Annotated in this window: 15 protein-coding genes and 1 pseudogene; 5 read left to right on the forward strand and 11 right to left on the reverse strand. The window is 35.2% G+C overall.

The window, feature by feature from the left end; genetic code table 11:
- Positions 1-108: 108 nt before the first annotated feature.
- The 3 genes from MWJ95_RS08860 to MWJ95_RS08870 all read right to left on the reverse strand — a co-directional run bounded on the left by MWJ95_RS08860 (position 109) and on the right by MWJ95_RS08870 (position 4190).
- The gene (locus tag MWJ95_RS08860; protein WP_249073715.1) at positions 109-765 is read right to left on the reverse strand and encodes a GNAT family N-acetyltransferase; all 657 of its coding nucleotides are present in this window, start codon (positions 763-765) and stop codon (positions 109-111) included.
- Between the two features lie 566 nt (positions 766-1331).
- On the reverse strand, positions 1332-2753 hold the full coding sequence (locus tag MWJ95_RS08865) for an NAD-dependent succinate-semialdehyde dehydrogenase (protein WP_249073714.1): 1422 nt from the start codon (positions 2751-2753) through the stop codon (positions 1332-1334).
- Positions 2754-2813: 60 nt separating this feature from the next.
- A complete protein-coding gene (locus MWJ95_RS08870; RefSeq protein ID WP_249073713.1) occupies positions 2814-4190 on the reverse strand; it encodes an aminotransferase family protein in 1377 nt (458 codons plus the stop codon).
- Between the two features lie 140 nt (positions 4191-4330).
- Here MWJ95_RS08870 and MWJ95_RS08875 point away from each other — a divergent pair, with 140 nt between their 5' ends.
- From MWJ95_RS08875 to MWJ95_RS08895, 5 genes are all read left to right on the forward strand, one after another.
- Positions 4331-5242 carry a LysR family transcriptional regulator gene (locus tag MWJ95_RS08875; protein ID WP_249073712.1) on the forward strand — a complete coding sequence of 304 codons (912 nt, stop codon included), beginning with the start codon at positions 4331-4333 and terminating at the stop codon, positions 5240-5242.
- 963 nt (positions 5243-6205) lie between these two features.
- Entirely contained in the window at positions 6206-6910 is a 705-nt protein-coding gene (locus MWJ95_RS08880) for a response regulator transcription factor (RefSeq protein WP_249073711.1), read from the forward strand.
- A 3-nt stretch (positions 6911-6913) separates the two neighbouring features.
- The gene (locus MWJ95_RS08885) at positions 6914-8332 is read left to right on the forward strand and encodes a HAMP domain-containing sensor histidine kinase (protein WP_249105079.1); all 1419 of its coding nucleotides are present in this window, start codon (positions 6914-6916) and stop codon (positions 8330-8332) included.
- Between the two features lie 190 nt (positions 8333-8522).
- Entirely contained in the window at positions 8523-9275 is a 753-nt protein-coding gene (locus tag MWJ95_RS08890; protein WP_249073709.1) for an ABC transporter ATP-binding protein, read from the forward strand.
- Positions 9272-11800 (forward strand): ABC transporter permease, encoded by a 2529-nt coding sequence (locus MWJ95_RS08895; RefSeq protein ID WP_249073708.1) that lies wholly within the window; start codon positions 9272-9274, stop codon positions 11798-11800. Before MWJ95_RS08890 ends, MWJ95_RS08895 begins: the two co-directional genes overlap by 4 nt.
- 109 nt (positions 11801-11909) lie before the next feature.
- Here MWJ95_RS08895 and MWJ95_RS08900 read toward each other — a convergent pair.
- The 8 genes and pseudogenes from MWJ95_RS08900 to MWJ95_RS08935 all read right to left on the reverse strand — a co-directional run.
- A pseudogene (locus tag MWJ95_RS08900) lies at positions 11910-12179 on the reverse strand (MFS transporter); the annotation flags it as partial.
- A gap of 31 nt (positions 12180-12210) precedes the next feature.
- The gene (locus tag MWJ95_RS08905) at positions 12211-13491 is read right to left on the reverse strand and encodes a histidine--tRNA ligase (protein WP_249073707.1); all 1281 of its coding nucleotides are present in this window, start codon (positions 13489-13491) and stop codon (positions 12211-12213) included.
- Positions 13492-14293: 802 nt separating this feature from the next.
- Entirely contained in the window at positions 14294-14443 is a 150-nt protein-coding gene (locus tag MWJ95_RS08910; RefSeq protein ID WP_249105081.1) for a hypothetical protein, read from the reverse strand.
- A 288-nt stretch (positions 14444-14731) separates the two neighbouring features.
- Positions 14732-15118 (reverse strand): DUF5071 domain-containing protein, encoded by a 387-nt coding sequence (locus MWJ95_RS08915; protein WP_249073706.1) that lies wholly within the window; start codon positions 15116-15118, stop codon positions 14732-14734.
- A 132-nt stretch (positions 15119-15250) separates the two neighbouring features.
- The gene (locus MWJ95_RS08920) at positions 15251-15688 is read right to left on the reverse strand and encodes a VOC family protein (RefSeq protein WP_249073705.1); all 438 of its coding nucleotides are present in this window, start codon (positions 15686-15688) and stop codon (positions 15251-15253) included.
- A gap of 322 nt (positions 15689-16010) precedes the next feature.
- Positions 16011-16439 (reverse strand): NUDIX hydrolase, encoded by a 429-nt coding sequence (locus MWJ95_RS08925; RefSeq protein WP_249105083.1) that lies wholly within the window; start codon positions 16437-16439, stop codon positions 16011-16013.
- Positions 16440-16665: 226 nt separating this feature from the next.
- Positions 16666-17043 (reverse strand): VOC family protein, encoded by a 378-nt coding sequence (locus MWJ95_RS08930; RefSeq protein ID WP_249105084.1) that lies wholly within the window; start codon positions 17041-17043, stop codon positions 16666-16668.
- A 277-nt stretch (positions 17044-17320) separates the two neighbouring features.
- Complete coding sequence (locus MWJ95_RS08935; protein WP_249105086.1) at positions 17321-17800, reverse strand: alpha/beta fold hydrolase; 480 nt, start codon at positions 17798-17800, stop codon at positions 17321-17323.
- Positions 17801-17918: the final 118 nt, after the last annotated feature.

Below are 17918 nucleotides of genomic sequence, written 5' to 3' on the forward strand. Positions count from 1 at the left end.
ACAATAAATTGAAAGCGCTTACACAACTAAGGAAGTTAAATAATCGCAATAAACAATGGGCATCCACTGTTCGCCTATTAAAATAGGCGAACATAATGGACAAAAGACTCATACTAATTTAAGCTTGTAAACTGGATTTTTCCATTCCAAAAGTGTTGCATATTCTAATGACTCAACATCCCCAGGTAAATAGCCTGGCATTACTTTATTTAATACGTATCCGTTTTTCATTTGGAATGTTAATACAGGATCATATATTTTCCCTTTCATTACCTCTAGTGCATACTCATCTGCACTCATCTGCTCAGCATATTTATAGTAAAAAGGTATACGACCACCTACTAAGATACTTTCTAAGTTAAGTTTCTCACATATTCTTTTTCTGCCATCATACAAATGACGTCCCAATTGTAACCCTCTAAAATCTTCATGTACTCCAATTTCAATACCATATAGGTTTCTACCCTTAGGGTTATGATTTCGAATAAATCCTAAATCACAGATTTGAAAATATGAGTGACTATCTCCGTAATCTTCAAAATTTACAATTAGACTTAAAGCGGTTCCTACAATTTTACCGTTATATTCTAGACAAATTTGACCTTCTGGAAACAACTCAATCTGACTTTCAAAATGCTCATATTTTAATGCCATATCAGGTCCAAAACACTTCATAGAAAGTGCGGCAACTTCAGCAAGATCCTCTTTTAAAATATTGCGGACAACTATTTCTTGTCCATTATTTTTTAAATGTACTTGAGACATAATAAATCCTCCCTCTTATTTTATTGAAATTAAATTAAAGTTTTAGGTGTATTGATTAACTAATTTTATCTAATTCTAATGAAAGAAAAGGTTGATTTTCGCTACGGCTACTCGCTTTCCTGCGGGCGGGAGTCGAGTAGCCCTTCGCTACAATCTATAAAATCGGCATTATTTATATGGTAAATTTTATTAGGAAGCTGAGGAATAAGGGTGAAATTATTCAATAAACTCCTAATCAACACGCCTGTTAAAGTTCATTACTTTATTAATTGTGTAGATTTAATCCACATCCTTTATAAACTAAGTATGGGGAAAGTAATCTTTGGGAGAATGCAGAAAAGTCTACCACAATATGCACTTGATTTAATGTAAATCTTATGCCATGTAAGCACATGGGACGAAAGGCGGCGACTCCTTGGGGATTAGCGAACAACTTGAGACCCCGCAAGAGCGTTAGCGACGAGGAGACTCAAGGTTCGCCCCCAGGAAAGCGTCCGCCTGTAGTGGAATGTGCTGTCAAGTACAGACTTTGATATAGAGCCCCTAGATTAGTAACAATTTTTTAATTACTTTAAAAAGATCGATACAAACTTCTTCTCCAAGTACTCCTCAAGTCCGTACCAACCGCCTTCTTTCCCCATTCCACTTTCCTTCATACCACCAAACGGAGCTTGTACAACCACTGGGGCTGGATCATTAATACCAACAATTCCGAACTCTAAAGCACGCATCATTCGTAAGCCTCGACCAATGTCTCGCGTATAACAATAAGCTGCAAGACCATATTCAGGATGGTTTGCTCTTTCAACTACCTCTTCTTCCGTCTTAAATGTATAAATTGGTGCAACTGGTCCAAATGTTTCTTCTGTTGTAATCTTCATATTATCGCTTGCATATTGAATAACTGTGGGCTCAAAGAAGTAACCGCTTCCATTATTTAATGTAAATACATTACCACCCGCAATTACTTTACCATCATGTTTCACAGCGTCTTCTACTTGACTTTTCACTTTTTCAAGAGCCGCTTTATTAATTACTGGACCGACATTTACGCCATCTTCCAATCCATTTCCTACAACTAATTTAGATACCTTTTCAGCTAACTTTCCTGAGAATTCATCAGCTACAGTTTCCGCTACGTAAATCCGGTTGGTGCTGATGCAAGTTTGACCTGAGTTAATAAACTTAGACACTAAGATACCATTAACTGCTGCGTCGATATCAGCATCCTCAAACACAATATACGGTGCGTGTCCACCAAGCTCCATTGATATTTTCTTCACTGTATCAGACGAATCACGGATTAGCTTTTTCCCCACACGCGTCGAGCCAGTAAATGTGATTTTACGAACGTCTGGGTTACTCGTCATCTCGTTTCCAATTTCTTCAGCTGGACCAATTACCAGGTTTGCAACTCCAGCAGGTAGTCCAACTTCATGAAAGCATTCAAATACTTTTATCGCCGAAAGAGGCGTTAAGTCAGCCGGTTTTAAAACAATCGTACAACCTGCAGCAAGTGCAGGTGCAATTTTTCTTGTAATCATCGATAACGGGAAATTCCATGGTGTTATAGCTGCACATACTCCAACAGGTTCACGAATTACCATTAAGTGTTTATTAGCTGCAGATGCAGGAATTGTTTCCCCATAAATTCTCTTAGCTTCCTCCGCATACCATTCCAGATAGCCGATCGCACCTGCTACTTCACGAGTAGCATCTGGTAAAGGCTTACCATTTTCAAGTGTAATTGTTTCAGCTAATTCTTTTGTTTTTTCTTTCATCAATTGAACCACTTGAAACAGGTAGTTGCTGCGCTCATTTCCAGTTGTCTTACCCCAGAATTCAAATGCCCTCTTCGCACTTTCAATTGCTTCTTTAGTTTCAGTTTTACCACCTGTAGCAACAGTTCTAATTATTTCTCCTGTCGCAGGATTTGTTACATCTAATTTATTTCCTGTATCTCGCCATTCACCATTTATATAAAGCACTAGAGAACCTCCCTTTTTTAACTATAACCACCACTACTCAACTTACTTTATAGGAATAGTTTAGTTGCGTGTATTTTTAAAAGCAGTAATCGAATCGTCTATAATTTGAATCATTTTTTCAATTTCTTCTTTGTTAATAATAAGAGGTGGTGCAATTGCTACAATTTGGTTATTGGCTCCAAGCGCTCTTAATATTAATTGGCGTTCGAAACATGCGTCAACTACCGCATTTGCTGGGAAAACAGTTGGATCAAACAATTTTCCACTTGTTGGATCTTCGTAAAGTTCAAATGCAGCCAACAGACCAATAGCTCTGCAATTTGTTACAATACTATGTTTTTCAGCTAAGTAGTCTAAGCCTTTTTTAAGTTCTTTTTCCATGTCGTCTACGTGGTCAATAATATTATCACGCTCTAGTATTTCAATATTTTTCAGTCCAATCGCACAAGCAGTCGGATGGCCACTATATGTGAAACCATGTGGGATAACAGCATCAAAGTTTGCAATTGTTTCTCTAATTTCATCATTAATCATGACCCCGCCAAGTTGCGAATAACCGCTCGTAATTCCTTTTGCAATTGACATCATATCAGGGACAACATTCCAGTTGTTTACACCAAACATTTTCCCCGTACGACCGAATCCACAAATAACTTCATCTGCCATGAAAAGGATATTGTGCTCGTCACAGATGTTACGAACTGCTTCTAAGTAACCTTCTGGTGGAATATTAACTCCGCCCGCACCTTGCACAGGTTCAATAATAATTCCGGCAATCGTCTCCGCACCTTCTCTTTCAATTGTTCCAAGAATTGAATCTGCAAAGTTTGGATCATTCTTATCACCTAACTCACAGTTTAGTAGGTGGGCTGTTGCACGAATAACTCCGTCTATATTTGATGATGCGAACTTGTGGTATGCTGCAAGACCAGTAGCTGTTTGCGCTCCTATTGTTACACCATGGTAAGCATTCGTTAGCGCAATAATCTTTCTTTTTTCTGATTTCCCTTTAAGCTCCCAGTAGAAACGAGCTAATTTAATCGCTGTGTCATTTGATTCTGACCCACCAGAAGTGTAGAATACACTATTTAAATCTCCTGGTGCTAACTCAGCTAATTTTTCAGCAAGTAGAATGGATGGTTCATTTGAGAATCCTTTAAATGATGATGCATACGCGAGAGTAGATAATTGACTATTACCAGCATCTGCAAGTTCTTGATTCCCATGTCCTAAGTTCACGTTCCAAAGCATTGACATTCCGTCGATGTATTCCACATCATCCGTACTTGTAACTGTAACGCCTTTACCTTTAACAAAGATAATAGGCGGTCCATTGTCAATTAAAGCCTTCGGATTTGTAGCTGGATGTAGCAAGTGCTTTTTGTCCAGTTTAGCTAACTCTACAGTTTTTGATTGTTGAGTAATTTTAGTTGTCATTGATAAAACCTCCATTAAATCCAATTTTTGAACTATTCTTAATTATGAAAATAGTATATCTTTACATTTTTATAATGTAAATTATAATATTTATATGACTTCCATATATTTTATGAATACTAAAAGGAGGAGTTATCAAAATGAACCTTCATCGTTTACATTGTTTTATTACAGTAGTTGAGGAAGGAAGCATTACAAAAGCTGCTACTGCACTGCAAATGACTCAACCCCCCTTAAGTATTTTAATTAGAAAATTTGAACAAGAATTAAATGTCACTTTGTTTAATCGTTTAGGTAGGTCTCTTGAATTAACACCAAGTGGAGTATTTTTATATGAAAAAGGAAAAGAATTACTTGATTTATCTGAGAATACGGAGAAGAAATTAGTCGAGTTTCATGAAGGAATTAGAGGTACTGTGAAATTGGGTTGTACTACTTCAGCAAATCTATTTATTTTGCCAAATGTCTTAAAAAAAATTCAAACGGAAACTCCTAACATAGTTACACATGTTCGCGAGGGTAATACATCATATATTTTAGAAGAACTAAGAAGTCATAAAATAGATATTGGAATTGTCCGAACTTCAGTGAGAGCGGAGGACATCCATACTTCAACACTATTAACAGAACCTTTACTTTTAGCTCTTCCACCTAACCATCATCTATGTGAAAAAGATTCTATTGATATTGCAGACTTGAAAAACGAACGATTTCTTTTAAATACAACATCTTATGGATCAGGTGTTGCTGATGATGTGATCGAGGCATGCCAAAAAAGTGGATTTATGCCTAATGTCGTATACTGGGGGACAGAAACATTACCAACACTTATGATGGTAATGAAAGGCGCAGGAATTTGTTTTGTACCTAGTTGTTTCAAGCTACTTAATTCTCCTGATTTACCAGTACTTAGACCACTAGCAAATCCAGTGTTACAAACAAAACTTAATATAATTACACTTAAGGATCGTTACATGACATCAATTTCCAAACGATTTCTTGCGATTACCGAAGAGGTTGCAGAGAAAATGACAAGCATTTTCAATGATTAATGTGATTGAAATAATGGCGTTCAAATTGAAATATTCGGTAGATAATGCGTAATAAGTCAAAATTACCACCTACTAAAGTAGGTGGATTTTGTCATGAATGTCAATGACTCAAGTCTTTTTTATCTAAGGCTGAAGCCCTTCTCAAAGCTCTTGTGCTCAAGCATACTGAACATGGACTAAACTCATTGTTCAATACATAAAACATCATTCTCATCATCATTATCAATAACTCACTATGTTTAAATCAGTAAAAGAATTGTCATTAAAAATAGCAGAAACAGAGGTGTTAGGATATTCAACTAACATAAAATCCCCCACTTCAATTTTGAATGAAATAATCACCATTAAATCCCGATAACTCTATAATATAAAGTAGTTATCTTCTTTTGGTCAGTTTGTACTTTAGTAATATCTTTATCGACTTTCTTTTCTGTAGCAGGCTTATTTTATCAGATATAGTCTTTTTGTTGATTTCCCGCCCACCGTTCACCGATCCTCTTTTTGAAACAACTTCCTCTTCAAATATATTTGTATACATTCTTGATTTCCGTGATCATCCCCATTATGTTAGGTCCCAGTTCAAGTTCAAGTACTTTATATTAATTAAAATACCCAATGTATACAACAAACGGTACAATATATTCACATTATTCACCAATACAATTCCCTCATTTGTTTATATTTACAATATAATAGAAATCATACTAGTGATGAGAAATAACAAGGAGGCATTTATATGAAAGCACCATTCGCAATCCAAGGTACCTTACCTATTCTAGTAGCCTAATCCTAAATTAATTGGCGAACACTGTATTCTAATTGGAGTATGCCTACTATAGAATCTGCAACAATGGGTGGCAAAGTCTTTTGGGACACATTAGAATTTTATGAAGGTTCTCATTTACAAAAAAACAAAGTACCAAGCCATTGTAGGCTTTTAAATAATTAAAAGAGGTGATTAAAATGCCTTTTAGGAATATTTTAATTGTTGATGATCATATAGAAATTATTCAATTGATGACTGATTTTCTAGAGTTGGAAAATTACATAGTTTATAGTGCTCAAAATGCTGAAGAGGCAGAAACACTGTTACGTCAGATGACAATAGATTGTATTATTTTAGACGTTATGCTGCCTGGGATTGATGGCTTTACACTCTGCAAGAGAATCCGAAAAGAATCCGAAGTTCCTATTTTATTTTTAAGTGCCAATCACCAAACCGATACGGATAAAATAAGAGGTCTTATGCTAGGAGCTGATGATTATATTGTCAAAACGGCAAGTCCAAGTGAAATTGTTGCAAGGGTCAAGGCAGTTGAAAGAAGAATAGCTATACATTCTCGGAAAGCTATAGATGTGCAGAGGGTTTTATCTATTGATCAACTTGAATTAAATCTAGACACAAGGTCAGTGAAAGTAGCCAATCAAGAAGTAGAGCTAACGACAATCGAGTTTGATTTATTATATTTTTTTATGGAAAATGAAGGAATCGTGCTAACGTATGAGCAAATTATAGATAGAATATGGAATGATGATGTAACTGGATTTCATAGTGTGCGAGTCCATGTTGCAAAATTAAGAGAGAAGCTAGCCCCTTTTGATACAGTTCCCGAGATAAAAACAATTAGATCTGTTGGTTACCAGTTGCATAAAGGAATGAGAGGATAAAAGATGCCAAAGATTAGTTTTAAGGCGTTTATTGCGTTGAGCCTAATCGTTATTGTTTTCACGCCAATCCTTTTAGCGAAAACAGTTACACGCCTAACGGATGTGTATTCGTCCAAAGAAAATCAAATATTCGATTTGGATTTGTGGGTGCAGGACAATATAGTGAATACATATAAGACACAGTTCGATAAGGAAGAATGGAAAAGTCAATTAATAAAGAAAGCCGAAGAAGATAATATTGATCTGCTAATTATTTTTGCAGATGATGGGTTGCTCTACACTGAAGGAATGCAGGAACCTAAAAATACTCTACCTCTTAAAGGTGATCAAGCCCTTTCAGAAAATCTCGATGAAAAATCTAATTTATATCTAGTTCAATCTAATTTATATCCAGTTCATTATAATGTTTATTCAGCTGATGATTCGTTTATTGCAACGGTATATATTAGCTTTCCTCCGATACCTGCAGAAGAACAACTTAAAAGTACGAACTATGACTTTGTCTTTTACATTGGTGCATTTTCTCTGGTCTCGATACTCTATATAGTGTTTCTGCAAGTAAATTTAATGAAGCCATTGCGTGCTATTAATAAATCTTCACAGCTTATATCGAATGGAACATATAGCATAGATTTGCCAGGTTCCAACATTAAAGAAATGAACTATGCGACTCAAGCCTTTATTGAAATGGCTAAAAATCTCAAATTATCGAAAGAGAATAACGAAAGATTAGAAGATGAAAGAAAACTCTTTGTGTCTTCCATTGTTCATGATTTAAGGACACCTATTTTTTCATTGAGAGGTTATTTGGAAGGATTAATAAAGGGACTTTTTAAAAATGAACAAAAGAAAACGCAATATTTAGAGATGAGCATGAAACAAGCAAATCATCTGAATGAATTGGTCACGTCTTTGGCAAATTATTCAAATATTGAAGGACAAATTAAACTCGAAGAAATAACAGTATTTCAAGTTAATGATCTGGTACACGATTTAAAGCAGATGTTGTATATTAACCTTTCAGAGAAAAAACTTACGCTAGAAGTAAATAATCGAAAGAGTCACCCCATTGCTGGTGATTATATGTTGCTAAAAAGAGCATTTGAAAACGTGCTTATCAATGGTATTCGCCATAGTCCAACAACAGAGAAAATAGAAGTATTCATTAGAGAAAGGGATAGTTTTATAGAAACGATTATTTTAGATAATGGAAAAGGGTTTGCTGAAAAGGATCTTGAACACATATTTAAACCTTTATATAAAGGAGAAGAAGAAAAGTTTAGCGGAGGCCAAAGTATGGGCTTAGGTCTAACTATTGCGCAAGTTATTATTCAGAAGCATCATGGAACAATCCAAGCTGCAAATGATGAGGATAAAGGGGCAAAGATTGTTATAAAAATACCTAAAAATATTATCGAATAAAATAATCAGAAAACATAAAAACGAAGGAAGCTATCTCCTTCGTTTTTTAGTATGGATTGTTATAATTTTCAAGGTTATAACCGTTTTATAAAATGATGATATTTCTTGATAAAACCTTGATAATAGATCGATAGAAAATTGATTTACCTTGGCTATAATTCTTACGAGAATAAGAAGGAGGAGATTAAAAATGTCAGTTCTTAGTGTGAGAGGACTTTCTAAGATTTATGGCCAAGGTCAAAGTCAAGTAAAGGCATTAAATCATATTGAATTAGAGATTGAAAAAGGCGAATTTGTCGCCATAATGGGAACAAGTGGTTCTGGAAAATCGACCCTTTTAAATATGATATCTGGGCTAGATACTTATGATCAAGGAGAAGTTCTGATAAGCGGTGAAAATATAAAGGGATATTCAGATTACGAATTGACTCGTTTACGCAGAGAAAAAATAGGGTTTATTTTTCAATTATTTAATTTAATCCCCGTGTTGTCTGTTATTGAGAATGTTACACTCCCTGCAATGTTAACAGTGGAGAACAAAAAAGAATTAGAAAAAAAAGCTACTGACTTGTTAAATTTAGTTGGTCTAGGTTCTTATATACAATCTAAACCTAATCTATTATCTGGCGGTCAACAGCAAAGAGTAGCGATAGTGAGAGCACTTATAAATGACCCAGAATTAATTCTAGCAGATGAACCTACTGGTAGCCTTGATTCAAAAACCTCTAAAGCCATGATGAGTATTCTACGTAACTTCTGTGATGAACTGGGACATACATTAATTGTAGTAACACATGATGCAAATGTAGCCGCTTATGCTAATAGAGTTATTTTCATGCATGACGGTATAATCTGCGATACGCTAAATTTAAAAAACTCAAACTTGATGGATCATGAAGTAGTTAGAATCATTGCATCTAAGATTGAGGAATTAAGCTTATGAGATTATTAATAAAAGCAGCTATTAATTCAATATTCAACCATAAGGCCAGAAACGCATTCTTAGTTTTAGGTATTTCTCTAGGTGTTGCTCTACTTGTAATTGTACAAATATTATTAGCTAGTTTACAAGAATCAAATGAACAGACAATTAAAGATCTGCATGGTGATTTTGACATTGTAGTTGGTTATCAAGATAGTCATAAGTCACTTACTAAATCAGAGATTGATACGATCGAGAGGATAGAAGGAGTGGAGAAAATAAGTCCCTTCCTATACCCATACTTAAACAAAGAAGATAAGTATGATATGTGGAGCGAACCAACATACATTGGTTTTAACAATGATGAGCTGGCTTATGAATATCCGTTTGTATCAATAAAATCGGGTCATTTCCCTAAAGCGGAAGAAGCTTTAATTTCTCCCACATACGCTAAATTAAATAACTTGCAAATTGGTTCGGTTATAGAAATGAATTTTCCACCACAAGGGAAAAGAGAGGTTACGGTATCAGGAATTAGTGAGGAGCATGAAGCCTTAACAAATATGGTCATTCTCGACTTTCATTGGCTTCAAGAAGTTACTTTAAACGATGGAATAACAACCGCATTGATTATTAAGTTAGATGATATTAAAAAGAAATCGGATGTTGTTCAAGAATTGAGAGAGCTTAACCAAGATTTTTTTATTGATAATCGATTAGAGATTGATAATGAACGTAATAATATTGGAGGCCTTGGACCATTTGTTAAAGGGCTTAATATAGCCATTTATCTTGTGAGTGCATTAATACTTATTAGCACTATGAGAATGTCCGTTCAGGAAAAGCAGAAGGAACTTGCAACTCTACGTCTATTAGGTTTTGGGAAAAAACACATTATGTTTTTAGTATTAATTGAAACGATGATAGTAGGTTTAGTGTCTTTGGCAGTAGGAATTATAATTGGTATTCTAATCCCCCACCTTACACTTGATGTATTTTTAAGACTTATGGATCTTCCAAATACCGGCATTATATTACCATACCAAGATATACTATTTAGTTTAGGGATTTTTACAGTAGTTATTTTTTTATCTTCACTTATTCCGAGCTATATAGCAAGTCTTTCTCCACCACTTGTTGTTTATAGAGGTGTGAAAAATACTCAAGGTATTACTAAAAGGTATTTCATATTTAGCTTGTTGTATGCAGTATTCATAACTATATTATTTGCCTTAAACCAATGGCATTGGCAATCAAAGTTTATGTATGTTATTAACGCAGTTTCGTTTATAGCATTGATATTTATTACGATTCCTCTCATGTTTGTTTTATTTGAGAAAGGAGTAAGTCTGTTAGATCGAAAATTAAAAGTTAGAGCAGAAGCTTTATTAGCTACAAAAAATTTACTAAGACAATTAAGCAGAAATGTACAAATCTCCACTATTTTCACTTTAGGGGTTGTCATCTCTATTATTGGAATGATGGTATTAACAAGTGTTAAAGCAAACACAATTGAAACAATTATGGATACTTACCCAAATGACTTAAAACTAGTGTCTGTAGGCTCAGAAATAGAAAAGGGATTTCCGTTTTCATTCTATGACCTTGTTAGTGAGAATCCTAATATAGAGGCTCATTTTTACACAAATGAGATGCTATTTGAATCGATAAATCTACCTTTAAAACAAGGTACTCAAAATGAAGTGATACTTGCTATTAGCGGGACTGATTTACAATACAGCTTAGATAGAAATGAGGTTAAGAAAAAGGATGGAATTAATCTCGAGGAAGAGTTGAATCCAAATGGCGTTATGATAACAGAAAATACTTCTAAGAAATTAGGATATCATTTAGGAGATGTAATAGAAGCTAATTTCTTTGAAAATACAGATGGAGTTAATAAGAAAGAATTTATTGTAGAAGGTATTATAACTAACTCAAAGCACATGAGTGACGATTACAAAATATTCACTACTAAAAAAAATATGGAGGATATGTTTCAGATTCATACTCTTCATAGCGTAGAGATGAATATAGTATCAGATGTAGCCCAGCAAGAAACAATGGAAGATGTTCAATCACTGATCCAACAACCGCAGTTTGCTAATACTATTTTATACAATAGAGCGGAAGAATTGAATGACCTGGAAGAACAGTTGTTGCAACGCTTTTTCATTTTATTTCTAGCTGTAGGATTAATCATTATGTTTACTATCATTGGGTTAATGAATAGTACAGCCAGTAATATTAAGGAAAGAATTCAGGAATTAAGTATGCTACGTGTACTTGGTTATACAAAGAAACGGTTATTTTCGTTGCTATTGCTTGAAGGGGCACTTTTAACTGGAACAGTTGGAATATTTGCAGTTGGGTTATCAACGATTTCCTCATACTGTTTACTTGAAAGTTTAAATGCTACAACATTTCCGTCAATGCCTTTACTTCTGGGAAGTATAATTGTTCTTTCTCCATTAATAGGTATGGGAGCAGTTTTATTTCCCACTCTATGGGCAACGAGGCAAGATGTGATGAAGGGATTACGCTAGAATGTTTAGCTTTTTATAACAGTTGTATCTAAGCTTAAGAAATAAGAAAGATGGAGGATGACTTTTCCTCCACTTTCTTGGATACGATGATTCCATCAGCAACGTTTCTAAGACTTCCTGTCATGCCCGCCAGGCCAATTAATCGAACAAATTCTTTTAGTTGAAACCATTGGACCAAAATTAGCACCATGTTAACCCATATGGTTGCATCCCCTACCCCAGTTAGTATTCAAGCAAAAAACAGGACGAATTCATGTGTACCAAAACTATAAATAATTGTACCTAAACCTGTAAGAGTCGCCCCAATAATTAGAAAAAAATTTGGCCCATATCGATCCGCTAAAATCCCCATCGGAACTTGCAAACTCGTGTAGACAATGCTTTTAAAAGTAGTTTAAAGCGGCATTTCATTATTTATCAAACACAAAACTAAATAGCTGTTCTTCTCCACTATTCATATCTTTCATTTTATAACGATTCGCAGATACTTCATTCTCGCCAAGTACAATTGTCTTTTGGATATCCTCCCGATTGGCTTTATCCATTGCTTTCCGGACTTTTTTACCACTTAGCTCAACCTCTACTCGATTGCCCTCGTTACGTAGTGCTGCAGCCAAAACAAGTGCCTCTTTTTCTGTTCTAATTGGAATGATGTAAATATCAATATCTGATGTTCGCTTCTCTGCTTTCCCTGTTAGCTCAAATGCAGTATAGATCACATCTAACCCAAATGAAATCCCCACTGTTGCATAGGAATGATTTGTTCCAAGTAGTCCACCAATCGCATTATCATAGCGTCCACCGCTGCCGATGCTTGATTTAATCATACCATCAGCTAAAAAAATTTCGTAAATCGTACCTGTGTAAATTTCAAGCCCACGAGCTAAAAACGGATTAAACACACATTGTTTTTCAATGCCTAATGCGCATAAATAGCCGGCTAGTTCTGTTAATTCTTGTAGCCCTTGTCTAACAAATTCATTTTTAGAAACAAACGATTTAAAGTACCCCAGTGTTGGCTTTGCATCTAAAAATTGCACTATGTCCTGCAAAGACTTTTCGAAAAGCCCTAGCTCCATCAATTCCTTCTCTAACGTTGCTCGTTCAATCTTTTCCATTTTATCTAAAATCAAAATGACCCGATTCATCTGTGCTTCCTGCACTTCGAACATTTGTAGTAAGCCATACAAAAGCTTGCGGTTATTGTACTGAATCATAACTGTTATATCTAGCTTCTGAAAAGCATCGACTGCCATCATCATAAGCTCTGCTTCCGCTGCCTGCGATTCTACCCCTACAATATCAACATCACATTGCGTAAATTCACGGAAACGCCCCGCTTTTATCGGACCATCACGAAAAACCTTCCCTATTTCGTAACGCTTAAATGGCATAGGAATCGTCGGATTCATTGCGACCACTTTCGCAAATGGAATCGTTAAATCATAGCGTAATGCTAGGTCCCTTTCTCCACGATCCGTTAGCGTATAGATCTCCTGTAAAATTTCTGCGCCCCCCGCATATTTCGAAGCCATTAAATCTGTATAGTTAAGAATCGGCGTCTCAAGCGGTTTGCACCCATACGCGATAAATGTATCTTCAAGCGTTCTCCGAATTTTACGACGAAGTACCTCCTGCTCTGGTAAATAATCTAACGTTCCTCGTACATTTTGATAATCCATTTTTTTCATAATGAAAACCTCCTTATTTTTTTTGCAAATAAAAAAATCGTATAACCATAAAGCTCCCAAGTCGGCTTTATTTATACGATTCCACAAAGAATAGTCTTCCTATGCAATATTAAAAATTTAATAAAGATAGCAAGACTATTAAATATGATGATGTGTTGTAATAAAGTTATTAATCCTCGTTTTTAACATAATATTCCTCCATTAGAGTTTAGAAAGACTATACCTCATATCCCCCAAAAAATCAAAACTTTTTATATATAGGGTCTTTACCACCTTCTAATTTCAAATGGTTCTATGAGATTTCTCAAGTTACTAATTATACCTTTTATTTTAGGTATCGATATGGGATTAAATACCCTGAATCAGGCTGAACCCCCTCGCTTCAGATGGAATACCCGCGCTTTGGAGGGAATTACCCGCGGAACGGAGTTGAATACCCGCGCTTTTGGGCGAAATACCCGCGGTACGAATCAGAATACCCGCGAATCAGACTGAGCCCCTTGCGTCGGATGAATACCCGCGTTTTGGAGGGAATTACCCGCGATATGGAGTTGAATACCCGCGCTTTTGGGCGAAATACCCGCGAAACGAACCAGAATACCCGCGCTTTTAAAAAAACGAGATAAACATTTCGTTTATCCCGCTTCCTTTGCTACCCTTATTCTATTACTTCTTTGATCACTTGAACTTGCTCTGTGCGCTAATTGTAACACAGTTGCTCAATTGTTCAGTTAGCTTAACAGAACGCTTCAAACCATTTTAAGCCTTACAAAAGCTTTATACTCCTACTTAGGCAAAAGAATTATTTATCTGTTTGTTCTTGCTTCTTTTTCAAATACTCCGCACGTATTTTTTCAAGTTGCTGCTTTTTATCAAATTTGGCAGGCTTGTTTTTTTCATGATACTTTGTCACAGCTGCCTTACCCTTTGTATCCAATTGATATTTCCCCACTTTGTTCACCTACTGTCTTTAAAGAGAATTTATTCAACAAATATAATATACCTTATTTTACTGAAGCAAACCTTATTAATGCACTGTTAACCTTGCATATATCCTTAAAACATTAAAAACATAGCGCCAAATGGTATTCATGATACTTATCTATTCAATTTTAAATTTGCTGAATCCTATATAGTCATCAATCAAATCGCTAATTTTGACCCAAAAAGACCCCTCTTATGTTAATTCCTTCACCACAATGGTTAAGTTCTTTCATGGGAGTTGAAAAGAGATCTTTTTTTAGATGGTATCCAAAATCTCTTTTGCGATTTTATCAAGTTCTTCTGCGAGTTCATTATGTGTAGGTGTTTCAGCAACTCTTGTTAAATACTCTCTAAACTGAACTCTTGACTTTCCTGGCAATTCAATAACCAAAAAGTGTAAAACAAACCACTTCCAATTTTCGTCATCTGAAGATAAAACATCTTGCACATGTGGGACAATTTCTTTTGGAAAAGTTAAAAGTAATTCTAATATGCTTGGTGCTACTGGCCAATTCATATCTTGAATCCATTCAAGAAGGTTAGGCAGTAAAGGCAATATTTTATCTCTATCCAAATTTTTAATCATTTCTACTCTAGCATTATCATACTTATGTCTGGGCAAAACATCCCCAATGATTTCCACACGTCAACTCTCCCTTAGATTTCTATACAGTGCAATCTAATTTATTGTAGTAGTCTTTATTAATCCGCATAGTTAACTCAATAAGAAAAGCTACCTTTACTTTGGAGCATGACATTAAATTCTTAACATTACTTATTTGATTTCCTCAGCCAACTCCAAAATTATTCCCTCTGGACCCCGAACGTAGCATAATTTATAACTTTCTTCATACTGCTGTATCTCACTAAAGATTTCCGTACCCTTCCTTTTCAATTTGGCAACAACAGCTTCGATATCTTCAACAGTAAATGCAATATGTCGGATACCCAGTGTATTTGCAAGGGGTTGCTGAATATCTTTTTCATCTGACGGTGTATAAAATTTGATTAGCTCTATCCACGTCTGACCTTCTGGCGTTCCTAATCCTACACACGATACTTTAACGTCATTAAGCCCAACTGCATATCCCATCAAATCTCCTTCCATTTCCCATTCCCCTTTCACCTCAAGTCCAAAATCGTGAAAAAACTCTTTAGCGGCTGAGAGATCATTTACAATTACTCCCACATGATCTATTCTTCGGATCTTCAAATTTCATACCTCCTATGTTCTTGTTATTTTGCACTATCCTGTATTCAAATTCTAGTATTAACAATGGGACGATAACTGTTTACTTTGATTATTTAACAATACTGCACAGTTAGTTGAACAAGAAAAAGATGGGATCTTTGTAGAATCCCATCTTGAGGTAAAACCCCCGTCATTTAATAAAGAAGATTATTGCTTCTCTTTTAACTATCTTCTTTAACTAAAGCATTCGATAGCTTAAGGTTATTGCTTCACAATTTTAGCTTTATTAAGAGAATGCTGATCAATTTGTACAAGAAAGAAGGTTTTTAACTTATTTAGCGATTTAAAGCAAATCGAATAATCCTTCTGGAACTAATTTTAATTTATTATTTGTAAAATCGCTAATTGGCTTCCAAAGCAATTTGAAGGTTGCACCATTATCTTCTTGCCCAAGAAAAGAAGTCTTTTCATAAAAGGACTTTTCAACAAATTCAGCATCATATACAAAAACTACTTCGTGTCCAAGGTCACCGTTAAATGTAAATATGTTTTCAATTGTACCTAAATAGTTTAAGTTAGTTATATCTGCCTCGATTTCTTCAAGTACTTCCCTCTTTAATGCTTCAGAACTTGTCTCCCCGTATTCAATTCCTCCGCCAATTGGTCGATAGAAATGATCGCACTCTACTTCATCAATGCCTTCAGCGACAAGTATCGAATCGCCTTTCCTAAATACACAAATAGCTATTGCTCTAATTTGTTTTTTCTTCATCCTATCCCTCCATTATCACTGCTTCGATAGGCTCACAAGTTGCTTCGTGTAAGTGTTTTTAATTAAATCAATAAATATTGATAACTAATTTGCTGCTTTATTTCAAATGAAAATCTTCACAATTTCTTCGCTCCATAAAGATTTTCTTCAAATGTGTTACACAAGAAAATGGCCCGATTGCAACAATCTTTACGAAAACAGCCTTTAATAAAGAAGTTATTACGAATTAAATTTGTACTTCGCACATTAAAGCATGTGTATTTCCTTCAGTATCTTTAAAGAAAGCCATCCACGTTTCTGTATTTCCCATTTTCGCAACAACATGTGGTTGGTCGATAAAGGACACTCCCTTTTCAAGCAATTCTTCGAAGGTTTTTTTTATATCTTCGACCTGAAAATAGATCACTGAACTTGAATTGGCAAATTCATTTTTTTCAGGAAGTGAAAGAAGAAGTCGTTGCCCATTGCACTCAAAAAATGCCATACTTTCTGTACTAAAAAGAAGGGATAACCCTAATACTTCTTTATAAAATTCAATTGCATTTTCTACATTTTTTACCGGTACCCCAATTTGTCCAATTTTTTGAATTACATTTGTTTCCATTATTATTCCTCCATCGAACACTCGATTTTATGCCAAATAGTAAGAGACACAATCTTATCTATTCTAGTTTATCTGAACATTCTCCTTCTTCTTCAACTATCCTCCCCCGTTATTAGCGTCAAATGTAAATCCTGGGGACATCCGATATTCGCAGATCCTCAAGGGGAAATCTTATCTCCACCCTAATCAATTTATGGCATACGTTTTACAAGCATCTTCCCTACCTTTTATAAAGAATAAGCAAAAAGTAAAAATAGATTCCTTTTCGCACTATGTACTATTTAATAATCTTTCCTTCTGGTAACTTACCATCTATTAGCCACTCTTCTACAAAACGGTTAAAGAACTCAGGATTCGCTAATGAAACACCGTGGCCGATATTAGATAGCATAACACCTTGACAATTGAGGTTGCTATTCACAAGATGGAGCGCAGATTTTTTCATGTTGACCTTCTCTTTTTCACCGACAGTTACTAAAATGTTACATTGAGCTTTCGAAAAATCACGCGGGATGGCAAAAGACATATTTTCTTGCAATATTTTTATCAGGGTATCTACTTTCATCTTTGAACTATCTTCATAATATTGCTCAAAATATTCTTGACCTACATATAACGTTTTAGCTTGAAGCTTGGCGAATGATTTATTTTTTATTAAGGGAAAAGTTAATTTTATCAATGGTTTAATCCATTTTTCTGCAGCAGGGGAAGGTGTCACTAAAGCACTGTTGGTGATGGCAACATCTATTAATTGCATTTATCAATTATGCCTCGGCATAATTGCGTCCGGAATCGGTTTTGTGCTTGCACAAAGAACTCCTTCCCGATTCAGTGACATCCGCCGGAGGCTTTAACTTCTTTCAGCGGTTGTTTGG

It is taken from the genome of Lysinibacillus sp. Bpr_S20, assembly GCF_023337835.1.
Classification (GTDB): domain Bacteria; phylum Bacillota; class Bacilli; order Bacillales_A; family Planococcaceae; genus Lysinibacillus.

Excerpts from the sequence above, each read along its gene's own strand:
- MWJ95_RS08875 (WP_249073712.1), top strand. The coding sequence starts at position 4,331 with ATGAACCTTCATCGTTTACATTGTTTTATTACAGTAGTTGAGGAAGGA.
- MWJ95_RS08935 (WP_249105086.1), bottom strand. The coding sequence starts at position 17,800 with ATGCAATTAATAGATGTTGCCATCACCAACAGTGCTTTAGTGACACCT.
- MWJ95_RS08895 (WP_249073708.1), top strand. The coding sequence starts at position 9,272 with ATGAGATTATTAATAAAAGCAGCTATTAATTCAATATTCAACCATAAG.
- MWJ95_RS08885 (WP_249105079.1), top strand. The coding sequence starts at position 6,914 with ATGCCAAAGATTAGTTTTAAGGCGTTTATTGCGTTGAGCCTAATCGTT.
- MWJ95_RS08930 (WP_249105084.1), bottom strand. The coding sequence starts at position 17,043 with ATGGAAACAAATGTAATTCAAAAAATTGGACAAATTGGGGTACCGGTA.
- MWJ95_RS08860 (WP_249073715.1), bottom strand. The coding sequence starts at position 765 with ATGTCTCAAGTACATTTAAAAAATAATGGACAAGAAATAGTTGTCCGC.
- MWJ95_RS08870 (WP_249073713.1), bottom strand. The coding sequence starts at position 4,190 with ATGACAACTAAAATTACTCAACAATCAAAAACTGTAGAGTTAGCTAAA.
- MWJ95_RS08890 (WP_249073709.1), top strand. The coding sequence starts at position 8,523 with ATGTCAGTTCTTAGTGTGAGAGGACTTTCTAAGATTTATGGCCAAGGT.
- MWJ95_RS08880 (WP_249073711.1), top strand. The coding sequence starts at position 6,206 with ATGCCTTTTAGGAATATTTTAATTGTTGATGATCATATAGAAATTATT.
- MWJ95_RS08905 (WP_249073707.1), bottom strand. The coding sequence starts at position 13,491 with ATGAAAAAAATGGATTATCAAAATGTACGAGGAACGTTAGATTATTTA.
- MWJ95_RS08925 (WP_249105083.1), bottom strand. The coding sequence starts at position 16,439 with ATGAAGAAAAAACAAATTAGAGCAATAGCTATTTGTGTATTTAGGAAA.